The organism is Pediococcus sp. EKM201D, from assembly GCF_011800215.1.
GTDB lineage: Bacteria > Bacillota > Bacilli > Lactobacillales > Lactobacillaceae > Pediococcus > Pediococcus pentosaceus.
Genome location: NZ_JAALFK010000001.1, coordinates 153115 through 165895, shown reverse-complemented (window position 1 = coordinate 165895; position 12781 = coordinate 153115). Strand labels below are relative to the sequence as shown.

Here is a 12781-nt window from a genome sequence, read left to right as displayed (position 1 = left end):
AAACAAATGCATCTATGGCTATCCTCCCCTCATTAAAGGTTTAAAATTTCATAATGTGCTTCTAATTTTAATTTAGGGTATTAACTGATTGTAACTATATTTCTTTTTAGGATATTATGGCCCTTAAACGGGACATATTTTTTATATCTAAAGATTATCTGCATAATTTAACTGGGGGGATTAGTATGGAATATGTTCTTTTCTTTTTATTTTTCTAAAAAACGACCGTGCAGGCATTAAAAATTAGTCTACACGGTCGTTTTAAATGATTATTTTTGCTTTTTAACATTATAATTTTGCAATGGCATTTTTAAAAATCCTTTTTTGCTCCTCCATTTGTAGTACATCTAAAATAAAATATAATTTGTTAAATTCTTTGTTGTACTCTATTTCAGAATAGCCTTCTAATTTTTTTCTGATACCCTTAAAAAAAAGTAACAAAATCCTTTCATACACGTGCTCTTCTTTCACTTGAAACTCTTCTAGTTTTGAAATATAGTATAGCGCCAAAGTTGGTTCTTGCTGGTATAAAAGAGAGATAATGGCGTTACTTAAAAGTCTAAACCCTTCAACTACTTGTGGGTTAAGATCATCCAATTCATGGACATGCTTTAATGCATTACTCAATAGGATGCTCAAAGTTTCTGGTTCAATATAAAATAGAGAATTATTAAACAAAATGATTTCATATCTAGTCCAAGAAGACGTGTTAATCAAGTATCGATATAAAATATTCTGGTTCATATCCAGTTTATAGTGATTTAAACGAGCAATCAAAATCTCACAAAGTCCGATTAAATGCTGATATTCAGTGTTATGAATTTTTGAATATTCACTTTCCAAAATTTTAATAATTCCTTTTAAAGCATTAGCATCACGCTTGTTAAAAAATTTTTTAATTCTGGATAGATAAATATTTATATCTTTAGGTACGTATCCCCTATCAATATATTCAAGCTCAGTTAAAGTTACGTGTAAACGTTTCAGTAGCTCGATGAAGTAATGGCTGTGAATGTCGGCTTTTCCAGCAGCAAAACGATTATAGCTGGATTTAGACATATTATCCCGGATGAGATCATTGACTGTTAAATTTTTTTCTTTTCTAATTTTTGCAATTGTCTTACTCAAAACCATGTTCAATTAGCCCCCCTTTTCTAATGACTAATAAATATAAACTGATGAACAGACTTAGTAAAGGAAGTTTAATTATCTAATTTTATTTATTACTCTCGCTACTGAAAAATAATGAGCTCTTATATAAAAAAACTAGCCAATCAGTCATCGATTAACTAGTTTCTGTAATTTACTTTTTTATAAACACATCTTAGTTTAATTCTGGAAACCAAATTTTGATTTCTTTTTCAGCATTTTCAATGCTATCAGAACTGTGCACCACATTACGTAGTAAACCGTCTGGCCACTCCCGTCCCAGGTCTCCACGAATGGTTCCGAAAGCAGCTTCCGACGGATCTGTAGCACCTGCCATCCGATGAAAAACATCAATAACATGAGTTCCACTGGCAATCATCGCCACGATTTTGCCTTCTAACATATATGTTTCGATTTCCTTAAAGAATGGTTTATTAACTAATTTTTCATAATGTTGCTGCAACTGTGCTTCCGTCGCTTGGGTAACTTTAAGCGCATCAATTGAATATCCTTTCAGTTCTAAACGTGTAATTACTTCCCCAATATGCCCTAAACTAACACCATCTGGTTTAATTAAAATTAAAATTCGTTCTTGTTCCATCAAAAACTCCTCCATTTCATGTATAGGCTTAGTGTTATTGTACTAAATATATATACGATAAACACTGTAATATGATCCAAAATCATTTTTACTTAGATTTAATTTAAATGAATCCGTATGATACCATTTAAACATACTAGAAATGGAGCTCTAACAATAAAAGGAGATGTTATTATTTTAAACGCAAATACTGCTACTAAATCCGATTACCCTTTAATTCTCAAAATTTGGGAAGCATCCGTTAGAAAAACTCACCACTTTTTGAAAGAATCAGATTTACTTTTTTACAAGGAAATCATTCCACAGGCTTTGGATTCAGTAAATTTAATCGTCTGGAAAAATCAAAATCATAAAGTGGTTGGTTTTAGTGGTATCGATAAAGACGAGCTTGTCATGTTATTTTTAGACCCCCAATTTATTGGCCAAGGTTACGGTAGAGAAATATTGTCTACTTTAGTACGCAAATATGATATTAAAAGAATCGATGTAAACTCGCAAAATGTGCAAGCAAAACGTTTCTATCTAAAAAGTAACTTTAAAATTGATTCAGAGGATCCAGTCGATGGTTTTGGTAAATCTTACCCTATCACCCATTTAATTAGATCCATATAAGCGATTAAATTTTAAATAAAAATATGGAACGTCCTATACCAATTTGATTTATTTACACAAATACGTTAATATTTACCATTATTAATCAAAAATTAAGGAGGATATTTTTTATTAAAAAACTAAATCTTTTTCAACTGGTAATGCTTGGGCTCGGTTCTCTAATTGGTTCGGGGTGGCTTTTTGGATCAATGGAGGCCGCTTCGGTAGCTGGTCCAGCGGCAATTTTTTCTTGGATAATTGGATTTGTTGTGATTGGTGTAATTGCCTATAACTATATTGAGTTAGGGACAATGTTTCCAGAATCTGGCGGAATGAGTAAATTTGCTCAATACAGTCACGGATCATTGGTTGGCTTTATTGCCTCTTGGGCAAATTGGATTTCTCTAATCACTCTCATCCCCATCGAAGCTGTAGCCGCGGTCCAATACATGAGTTCTTGGCCATGGGCATGGGCGAATTGGACCCATAGTTTTTTCAAAAATGGGAACATCACTACTAGTGGTCTATTAGTAGTTTTTTGTTTCATTTTAATCTTCACCTTATTAAATTATTGGTCAGTAACTCTATTAACAAGATTTACGAGTTTAATCTCCATTTTCAAAATTGCTGTACCTTTAATTACTATTATATTTTTAACTTTAAGTGGCTTTCATCCTGAAAATTACGGAAAATCACTATCGGAATTTATGCCTTACGGATCAGCTTCGATTTTCGCTGCTACTTCTGCTTCTGGGATTATTTTTTCCTTTAACGCCTTTCAAACCGTAATTAATATGGGAAATGAAGTCGAAAACCCTAAGAAAAACATTGGGCTAGGTGTAGGGCTTTCACTCTCAATCAGTGCTGTACTCTACCTAGTTCTACAAAGTACTTTCATCACTTCCGTACCAACTGCACTAATTACTCAATCTGGTTGGCATGGAATTAACTTTGAATCACCCTTTGCGGATTTAGCTATCTTACTTGGGATTCATTGGTTATCAGTTTTACTTTATTTAGATGCTTTCATTTCACCCTTTGGAACTGGTGTTTCATTTGCTGCTTCAACTGGACGGGCCTTGGCCGCTATGTCAAGTAATAATCATTTTCCTAAAATTTTAGGAAGAATTAATGCTAAATATGGGATTCCTCGAGTAGCTATGGCTTTCAACGCTGTTCTAAGTATGGTAATGGTTTCGATTTTTAGATCATGGGGAACTTTAGCCAGTGTTATTTCGACTTCGACGTTAATTGCTTACCTGACTGGGCCAATCACGGTCGTATCATTAAGAAAAATGGCTTCCCGTTTCAATCGACCTGTTCGTTTAAAAGCAATTAAATTTATGGCACCTTTAGCTTTCATTTTAGCTTCTTTAGCTATTTATTGGGCCATGTGGCCAACAACAGTTGAAGTTATCTTAGTCATTTTACTAGGTTTACCAATTTTTATTTATTACGAATGGCGATTACATTGGAAAGAAACTATGAAACAACTACGTAGTAGCCTTTGGCTGATTGTATACTTAATTTTCCTTTCAGTTATGTCGTATATTGGTAGTGATAATTTTAATGGTAGAAATTTAATCCATTATCCTCTTGACTTTATAGTTATCATCATTGTGGCATTTATTTTCTACATTTGGGGAATGCGCAGTCGCATCATAACTGTTTCATTTGGCAACGCCCAAGAGGTTAATAAGCATGTTAAAAAATAATTTTCCAAATAAAAAAGGAAACCAATTCACTTACGAATTTGGTCTCCTTTTTTATTGTACTTAGGATAATCATTTATTTAGCATCTGCATGACTTATCATATAATCTAACAACTTAAACGTTACTTTTTGATTTTACTTTGAAATGGGAAAAGCCAGTATATCGTCAGGGACTTGATGCAAATCATTATGAGTTGATTGTATTCTTTACCGTTTGCACTAATTTCACGAACGTCATCTGTCATTGATTTAAAATGAAATTGTAACCCAATATGACGTTCAATTTCTGAGGTAGTCCAGGTACTATATCCGTTTGACAATAGACCGACGCCCATCCCATTTCTTTATGTGAGACCTTATTGCCTATCAAATGAGAGTTTAAGAAATTATCATTTAAACCTAAAATTATTTAACATGGGTTTTACTTTTAGCATGCCAATATACTTCGATTTCCTCTAAAGACTTACCTCTTGTTTCTGGAACTAATTTCCATACAAATATAGCCGACAATGCAGTAACTACTACATAAAGCATAAAAGTCCATCCTTCTCCTATATTCTGAGTCAGAATTGGGAAGGTATAACTTAAGGTAAAATCACTTAGCCATAAAACTGCCGTACAAATTGACATTGCTCTACCTCTGATTTTTAATGGAAAAATTTCTGAAATTAGTATCCACGTTACAGGAGCTAAAGAAACTGCGTATGCGGCAATTGCTAATAAAACAAAAGTCAATGTTATGCTAGTAGCAGCATGTACAAAGAAACAAATTGAAACAACAAGTAAACAACATGACATCGCAAAAGATCCCCATCCTAATAACTTTTTACGGCCTATCTTGTCTACTAAACCTAATGCGACAATGGTGATTACCATATTAATTACTCCGATTGATACAGTAGCCATGAATGCACCACTTTGTCCAAATCCTGCACCCTTAAATATTTCAGGAGCATAATACATTATTGCATTACTTCCAGAAAATTGCTGGAACAAGGCTAACAATACTCCAATAATAAGTACTGGTAACCAAGTCTTATTAAATAAATCTCTAAATTTTGTATCATCAACAACTTCCTCAGACATCTGAATTTCTTCTAAGCTCTTTTCTGCAGCCTCATCACTTATTTCAACTTTTTGTAATACTTTATAAGCAGCCTCAGATTTTCCGTGTTGTGATAACCAACGTGGACTTTCACCAGCCGGGATCAATGCAATTAAAAATAATAACGATGGTATTACTCCAACCCCCATCATCCATCTCCATCCTGTTGAAACATTCCATAATTGCGTTGCATTTGACGCAATTGCTGCATTAACAAAATAGACAATAAAAATTCCAATCGTGATAGCTAATTGATTAACGGATACCAATTTTCCACGCACATTTGACGGTGCCATTTCTGCAATATATAAAGGTGTTATTAAGGAAGTCAATCCTATACCAATACCTGCAAGCATTCTCCAAATCACTAAAATCATATAACTTCCTGCGAAAGCAGCACCTAAAGAAGAAAGTGCAAAAATAACTGCAGAAAGCGCCAATATTTTCTTGCGTCCAAATAAATCACTTAAAATACCTGCAATCGAAACACCTAGTGCGCATCCAATTAAGATACAAGACGTAACCCATCCAACTTGCGCGCTACTCAAAGTAAACTTTATCTGTAAGAACCCAACAGCTCCTGAAATAACTGCTGTATCATATCCAAACAGAAGTCCTCCCAAAGCGGCTGCACAGGAAATCAATATTACATATGGACTAATTCTTTTTTTATTAGCGTTCATTTAACTCACTCCGTTTCTTGTAAAAACGTCTAAAGCTTATAGATATTGCTTTATAATTCAAAATTTGTGGAATATCAGTTTATTCTCTCATTCGTTGTATTTTTTTAAACATTTCGGCATGTTGTTCGTTAAAAAATTGAGGGGGTTGATCTAATTTAAAATATTTTAGTCTGGTTGTTTCACCTGTTTTTACACTCAATAATGTTCCTTCAAGGTATCTAACTAAAAAAAACTGGTTAATAGATTGTATCTGATCACCATTCGGATATTTATAAAAAGTATCATCTGTGTTTTGAATTAATTTCTCAGGTATTACCGATAGACCTGTATCTTCTTGAAACTCTCTCATTATTGCTTTTTTATATGTTTCACCATATTCAAGGTAACCTCCTGGAAATCCCCAATCTTTCGTATCTACCCTTTCCTGCAATAAAACTTCACCCGCATTATTAAAAAGTGCTCCTGTAGCAGTATTCAATATTAACGGTGCGTTCCCAACTTTTTGTCGTAAATCGTTTATATAATTACTCAAAACATTTCCACCTCGTCCAGATTATAAGTATTCCAATTATAATTAACTTTAAACAAATTATTACTTAACTACGTTTTTCGTAATCATATTTTTAATTAAGAAGTACTTATCGAATCAGTGAAACTAAAATGTATCTCTTTTGATAGAACCAATATTTCTTGTTCTATACATAAACATTTTATATATTTACTACATTTACTCTTCCTTCTCTCAACAAAAAATACTCAATGATACAGTGAAATTTTTCCATATATTAAATCTTCATCGCAGGATTTTTATACATCATTGCTATATCACTTAAAATTAGACGTAAATATAATACATTTAATACAAAATTATCACTTCCATTCTAAAAAAACGCCCTCAATACATTCATATTATGTATTGAAAGCGGTATCAAAAACATGGAATATAAACTCATAAACATGGATAATTGGCTACAACCTATTTTTTTCTTGCTTCCTAAAAACCCGTGGAGAACTACCTACCACCTTTTTAAAAATTCTTGAAAAATAGTATGGATCATCGTAGCCCAATCGAGAGGCAATTTGATGAACTGCCAAATTAGTATCTTTTAAGTAATAACATGCTTGCTTCATTTTGATATCCAGAATAAACTGGTTTACACTAGTACCAACCGTTTGTCTAAAAATTCGGCTAAGATAACTTTTCGACACGTCCAATACCTCGGTTAACGTAGACAAACTAACCTTTTCTTCGAAATGGTCATATATATATTTAACTGCTTTGGTTATATATTCGTTACCCATTGTATAAGAATCATGCGGCAAAACTGACTGCAACGATACATACGCTAAAGTTGCACCTAATACCTGTGATGAGTAAAAAACTGATTGATATGAAAATCCTGCTGATAACGCTTGAATCATTTGCCAAAATTGTGACATAAGCATTTGCATATCTTCAGTACTTGTTTTATTAATCACTAAGAAACCGTTTCCTTGCAAAGCTTCTTGTGGAATATATTCATTTACAGAATCTCCGTTAAAATGCGCCCAAAATATGTCCCAAGGATCATCATCAAAAGCGTAGTATGTATGTTCCTTACCAGGAGGTAACAAAACAATTGATCCACTTTCGATTAGCCATTCCTCAGTCGCAGATTTTACAACTCCTTTGCCATGTGTACAAAAAATCAATATCCATTCTTCAGTACCACGATCACGGTGAACAAAATGATATCTTGCTTTAGGATAAAAACCGAGATCGGTTATATATAACAGCTTTATGACTTTTGAAAAATTAAAATTATTCAAAATCACTGGCGGTAATACAAATAAATATTCATTCTCAAACCCGTGTAATTTTTTCATAAGCTCCTCCTTTATAAAATCTCTTCATTAATTGGTCTCGATATTATCATATGATAAAAATTTAAACAAATAACAGTTGCCTAAAATCCATCATTTAGCACATTTTGTACATTTGAAGAAAGCGTTTTCTATTATACCCTTAAAACGTAAATTTGAAAGGAGCTGTTTTATATGACTACTGATATTACGTTAAATGAACCAGTTATTCTAAAAGAAACAGACTTAACGATTCCAACCTATGGAATCGCTAAGCCAGAAAAAAATCCGATGTTTTTAGAAGATCGAGTATATCAAGGAAGTAGTGGTAAGACTTATCCATTTCCGGTAACCGAACGTGTCTTTGATGAAAAACATGACAAGATATATAAAGCCGTTATCTTAGAAAATAAGTATATCCAGGTTACTTTCCTACCCGAATTAGGTGGACGAATTTATCGAATGTTAGATAAAACTAATAATTACGACTTTGTCTATTATAATCACGTTATTAAGCCAGCACTTGTTGGTCTGGCTGGGCCATGGATTTCTGGAGGAATCGAATTCAATTGGCCACAACATCACCGGCCAGATACTTTTTCTCCAGTGAATTATTACACTAAGATTAATTCAGACGGTTCTAAAACAATCTGGATGAGTGATATAGATCAAATGAATGGCACAAAAATTTTAGTTGGTTTCACTATGTATCCTGATAAAGCATATTTGAAAGTTGATGAAACTTTTTCAAATCCAACTGATTTACCACAGACTTTCTTGTGGTGGGCTAATCCGGCAGTACCTGTAAACGAAAACACTCAATCAATCTTTCCGCCAGATGTTAATGCTGTTTTTGATCACGGAAAACGTGCAGTTTCTGATTTTCCAATTGCAACTGGTGAATATTATAAAGTTGATTACTCAGAAGGCGTTGATATTTCTCGTTACAAAAATGTACCTGTACCTACTTCTTACATGGCAGCCAAATCAAAATACGACTTTTTAGGTAATTATGACCACCAGAAAAAAGCTGGACTTCTTCACGTAGCTGACCACCATACTTCACCTGGCAAAAAGCAATGGACTTGGGGACATGGTGATTTTGGACAATCTTGGGATCATCAATTAACCGATAGCGATGGACCATACATCGAATTGATGGTTGGTACTTTCACCGATAATCAACCCGACTTCTCTTGGCTTAATCCTCATGAAGAAAAGCATAGTACTGAATACTTTATGCCTTATAAAGCTGTAGGAGCAGTTAAAAATGCTACGATTGATGCCGCAGTTAACTTAGAAAAAGACGGAGATACAATCTCAATTGCAGCATATGCAACATCAGAATTTTCAAATGTACAAATCATTTTAGAAAAAGAAAACGAAGTTCTACTTGACGAAAAAACTACATTAAGTCCCATAGAAACTTTTGTAACAACCATTCAAAATGATCAGTTTAAATTGCATGAATTAACATTAAAAGTACTTGATCCAGATGGAAATATTTTGGTGCAATACAAACCCGAACCTGAAAAAATCGAAGCGATTCCAGATGCTGCTAAAGCAATTCCTAATCCTAAAGATATTAAAACTAACGACGAACTATTCAATGCAGGACAACATCTTGACCAATATCGTCACGCTAGTTTCAGACCTGAAGACTACTATCTGGAAGGACTTAAACGGGATAAATTCGATAAACGAATCAATGATGCGTACGGTCTCCTACTCTACCGTCAAGGATTGTTTGTAGAAAGTGAAAAATACTTTAGACGTGCTTTAGAACGTCAAAACAATCATAATACTAACCCAGTATCTGGTTTCCCAAGTTATCATCTTGGACTAAGCCTTGAAAAGCAAGGGAAATATGCTGAAGCATACGATGCTTTTTACAAAGCAACTTGGTCTGCAGATACAAAATCAGTTAGTTTTGTGGCAATGGCTAAAATAAAGATTCGCGAAAATGATTTAGACAATGCTCTTAAATTTATTAATCAAGCACTATTATTTAACTATAATGATTTAACAGCTCGAGCAATCAAGGCTCATATTTTAATTTTGATGAAATCCGATCAAGCTGAAAAACTTTTAAAAGATAGTTTGGAAATCGATAACAGTGCTTCAGCGGTATTATTCGAATATTCAAAAATTAATCCAGATTACTTAGATACGTTAAAACATTTCATTGATACTCGCTTAAATGATGTTTTAGATTTAGTTCAACTTTATCTTGAAACTGGACAATATGCTGATGCATTATCGGCCTTGAACATTTACAAAGATGATAATCCATTAAAATCTTATTATGAATCTTATATATACTCTAAATTGGATTCGCAAGAACAAGCTCTTGCTTCAGCAAAACTTGGAGCTAGTCTATCTCCTGACTATATCTTCCCAAATCGTCTGTTCGACGTTATCATTTTGGAATATATTCAAAATATCAATCCAAAAGATGGCTTAGCACCCTACTATCTTGGTAATTTATACTATGATCGTCGTATATATCAAAAAGCTCAGGCTTTATGGGAAAAATCAGTCAAACTTGATCCTGATTACGCAATGTCTTACCGAAATCTTTCAATCGTCTACTACAACAAGACTAACCAACCTAAGAAAGCCTTAGAATATTTAGAAAAAGCATTTAAATTAGATCCTAAAAATGCACGGCTTGTTTTTGAACTGGATTCTTTGTATCAAAAAATGAACCATTCTTTAACGGATCGCCTAGCCTTTCTTGAAAAATATTTGGATCTGGTCGAGCAACGCGACGATAGCTACATTCAACTAGTTACTTTATTGAACGAAACTGGTAGATACAAAGAAGCTTATCAAAAGTTAATGGATCGCATCTTCCACCCTTGGGAAGGTGGCGAAGGTAAAGTCAGCTCACAATACGAATATGCATTAGTTGAACTTGCAAAACAAGATATTGCTAACGAAAATTATACGACTGCAATTGAAAAACTTAATCGTGCTTTAGTTTATCCACGCTCACTGGGTGAAGGAAAACTTCCTACGGCAAACAATAATGTTATCGATTTCTACCTAGGTTATGCTTACAAACAAATTAACGATACTCAACAAGCTAATGAGCATCTTAGATTAGCTACTCAAGGATTGGAAAAACCATCTAGTGCTATGTATTACAACGATCAACCATCAGATACGATTTTTTATCAAGGATTAGCCTTTGAACAATTAGGTCAGACAAAAGAAGCAAATGGTAAATTTCACGCATTAATTAGTTATGGTGAAAAACATATTTTCGACAATATCGAAATGGATTACTTCGCTGTATCATTACCTGATGCCCTGCTATTCAAAGATGATCATAAGTCACTTAATGTCATCGACTGTTATTACCTAATCGCATTAGGATACCTCGGATTAAATCAAGTGGATAAAGCTCATACAATGATGGATAAAATAACTGAATTGACTAATAATCATCAAGGGATGCTCAGACACTGTTCGTTCAAAAAATTTAGTTTATAATATAAAAGCACTCATGTGAGTGCTTTTATTAATTGGAGGAATTTCGAAATGAAACATACTTTAGTTAATAAATACCAAACACTAGATGATAAAAATTACTATCGTATTTCTATGTTTAATAAAAATGGTGTTCAAGTTGATATTTTAAATTATGGTGCAACTCTTGAACATTTTTTTGTACCTGGTCGAACATCTGAAAAGGACAACATTATTTTAAGTTTAGAACGCCCAGAATATTATGATAAAGAACGGAATTATCTCGGTGGTACTGTTGGTAGAGTTATTGGTAGAATTGCACATGGTCACTGGCAAGATGAAGATAACACAATACAATTTGAATTAAATGATGACCCTAATCATGCACATGGGGGATCAAAAGGATTCGATACGCAAGTATTCGGCTTTACTATTAAAGAAAATGAAAACTGTAGTATCCTTAAATTACATCTATTAGATCCGGATAATTATAATAACTATCCTGGGAATTTAAGCATTTATGTAACTTACACGTTAACAAACGAAAATACATTAATTTATGAAATAGAAGCTATTTCAGATAAAAAAACTTTATGTAATCCAGCAAATCATAGCTATTTTAATCTAAATAGCGGTAAAGATATACTAGACCAATATCTAACTTTAGATGCTGACTATTATTTACCACTGGACAAAAATAGTATTCCAACCGGCGAACAAAAATCAGTCACTAATACTCCATTTGATTTTCGAAAACCCAAATTACTTGGTAAAGCAATTACTTCTTTAGATTCACAAATAAGAGAACAATTAGGACTTAATCATCCTTTCTTGCTCAACCGAAATAATAATATTGCAGCAGTATTAGAAAGCTTAGATCATCAGCGTAGATTGAGTGTGGAAACAACTGCCCCATCAATTGTTGTTTATACTGGTAACCATTTTAATAATAGTGGATTTGCACAGAATATTGGCCAATATGGTGGAGTTGCTTTAGAGACCCAATTTCCACCAAGTAATGATGAATCTTTGTCTTCAATTGTGTTGCTACCATATCAAAAATTTTATAGTCGAACTAGTTGGTGTATAGAATTTTGATGTCTTAATTAATCGTATTCCATATAAAATAAGAGTTGAATTTCTGAATAAACTACAGAAATCCAACTCTTATTTTTAGTACAACCGTGTGTCTTTCATTATATTAAATCCAATTCTCTTCATACACTCCTACATTAAATCCACAAGTGACTTTAGTATCGTCGACCATTAACGGACGTTTAATTAACTTACCATTCTTGGACATTAATGTTGCAGCCTGTTCTTTCGTCATCATTTCTACTTTATCTTTAAGTCCCATTTTGCGATAATCGATTCCACTAGTATTAAAAAAGTAGCGTAATTTCTGATTACTCTTGGAAAAAATATTTAGCATTTGTTCTTTAGTCGGTGGTTGTTCAACTAGATCGATTTTTCCATAGGATACGTCATGTTCTTGTAACCATTTTTCGGCTTTCTTGCATGTACTACACTTAGAATAACAATAAAAAGTTGTCATGTGTCCTCCTAAAATAAAATTTGAGAAACTTCAATTTGCATTCATAATACTATAATTTTTATAGTATT

At 33.2% G+C, this 12781-nt stretch carries 10 protein-coding genes; 4 read left to right on the top strand and 6 right to left on the bottom strand.

Features of this window, described 5'->3' with window-relative positions; genetic code table 11:
• Positions 1-288: 288 nt before the first annotated feature.
• Both HFC68_RS00850 and HFC68_RS00845 read right to left on the bottom strand, forming a co-directional pair.
• A complete protein-coding gene (locus HFC68_RS00850) occupies positions 289-1134 on the bottom strand; it encodes an Rgg/GadR/MutR family transcriptional regulator (protein ID WP_002833176.1) in 846 nt (281 codons plus the stop codon).
• A gap of 190 nt (positions 1135-1324) precedes the next feature.
• Positions 1325-1750: a nucleoside-diphosphate kinase gene (locus tag HFC68_RS00845; protein ID WP_002833178.1), complete on the bottom strand. Its 426-nt coding sequence runs from the start codon at positions 1748-1750 to the stop codon at positions 1325-1327.
• Positions 1751-1867: 117 nt separating this feature from the next.
• On the opposite strand from HFC68_RS00845, the gene HFC68_RS00840 reads away from it, so the two are divergent.
• Complete coding sequence (locus HFC68_RS00840) at positions 1868-2362, top strand: GNAT family N-acetyltransferase (protein ID WP_178084807.1); 495 nt, start codon at positions 1868-1870, stop codon at positions 2360-2362.
• Positions 2363-2502: 140 nt separating this feature from the next.
• A complete protein-coding gene (locus HFC68_RS00835) occupies positions 2503-4056 on the top strand; it encodes an APC family permease (protein WP_049752773.1) in 1554 nt (517 codons plus the stop codon).
• 403 nt (positions 4057-4459) lie between these two features.
• On the opposite strand, the gene HFC68_RS00830 is transcribed toward HFC68_RS00835, so the two are convergent.
• The 3 genes from HFC68_RS00830 to HFC68_RS00820 all read right to left on the bottom strand — a co-directional run bounded on the left by HFC68_RS00830 (position 4460) and on the right by HFC68_RS00820 (position 7708).
• A complete protein-coding gene (locus HFC68_RS00830) occupies positions 4460-5842 on the bottom strand; it encodes a sugar porter family MFS transporter (RefSeq protein ID WP_011673461.1) in 1383 nt (460 codons plus the stop codon).
• A 79-nt stretch (positions 5843-5921) separates the two neighbouring features.
• Complete coding sequence (locus HFC68_RS00825) at positions 5922-6374, bottom strand: NUDIX hydrolase (RefSeq protein WP_011673462.1); 453 nt, start codon at positions 6372-6374, stop codon at positions 5922-5924.
• A gap of 437 nt (positions 6375-6811) precedes the next feature.
• Positions 6812-7708 carry a helix-turn-helix domain-containing protein gene (locus tag HFC68_RS00820; protein ID WP_011673463.1) on the bottom strand — a complete coding sequence of 299 codons (897 nt, stop codon included), beginning with the start codon at positions 7706-7708 and terminating at the stop codon, positions 6812-6814.
• A gap of 171 nt (positions 7709-7879) precedes the next feature.
• On the opposite strand from HFC68_RS00820, the gene HFC68_RS00815 reads away from it, so the two are divergent.
• Both HFC68_RS00815 and HFC68_RS00810 read left to right on the top strand, forming a co-directional pair.
• Complete coding sequence (locus tag HFC68_RS00815) at positions 7880-11182, top strand: DUF5107 domain-containing protein (protein WP_011673464.1); 3303 nt, start codon at positions 7880-7882, stop codon at positions 11180-11182.
• Between the two features lie 48 nt (positions 11183-11230).
• Complete coding sequence (locus HFC68_RS00810; protein ID WP_011673465.1) at positions 11231-12256, top strand: aldose epimerase family protein; 1026 nt, start codon at positions 11231-11233, stop codon at positions 12254-12256.
• A gap of 103 nt (positions 12257-12359) precedes the next feature.
• On the opposite strand, the gene HFC68_RS00805 is transcribed toward HFC68_RS00810, so the two are convergent.
• On the bottom strand, positions 12360-12713 hold the full coding sequence (locus tag HFC68_RS00805) for an arsenate reductase family protein (protein WP_002833185.1): 354 nt from the start codon (positions 12711-12713) through the stop codon (positions 12360-12362).
• Positions 12714-12781: the final 68 nt, after the last annotated feature.

Coding starts and splice junctions, on each gene's coding strand:
- HFC68_RS00850 (WP_002833176.1), bottom strand. CDS start 1,134: ATGGTTTTGAGTAAGACAATTGCAAAAATTAGAAAAGAAAAAAATTTA.
- HFC68_RS00845 (WP_002833178.1), bottom strand. CDS start 1,750: ATGGAACAAGAACGAATTTTAATTTTAATTAAACCAGATGGTGTTAGT.
- HFC68_RS00840 (WP_178084807.1), top strand. CDS start 1,868: ATGATACCATTTAAACATACTAGAAATGGAGCTCTAACAATAAAAGGA.
- HFC68_RS00835 (WP_049752773.1), top strand. CDS start 2,503: ATGCTTGGGCTCGGTTCTCTAATTGGTTCGGGGTGGCTTTTTGGATCA.
- HFC68_RS00830 (WP_011673461.1), bottom strand. CDS start 5,842: ATGAACGCTAATAAAAAAAGAATTAGTCCATATGTAATATTGATTTCC.
- HFC68_RS00820 (WP_011673463.1), bottom strand. CDS start 7,708: ATGAAAAAATTACACGGGTTTGAGAATGAATATTTATTTGTATTACCG.
- HFC68_RS00815 (WP_011673464.1), top strand. CDS start 7,880: ATGACTACTGATATTACGTTAAATGAACCAGTTATTCTAAAAGAAACA.
- HFC68_RS00810 (WP_011673465.1), top strand. CDS start 11,231: ATGAAACATACTTTAGTTAATAAATACCAAACACTAGATGATAAAAAT.
- HFC68_RS00805 (WP_002833185.1), bottom strand. CDS start 12,713: ATGACAACTTTTTATTGTTATTCTAAGTGTAGTACATGCAAGAAAGCC.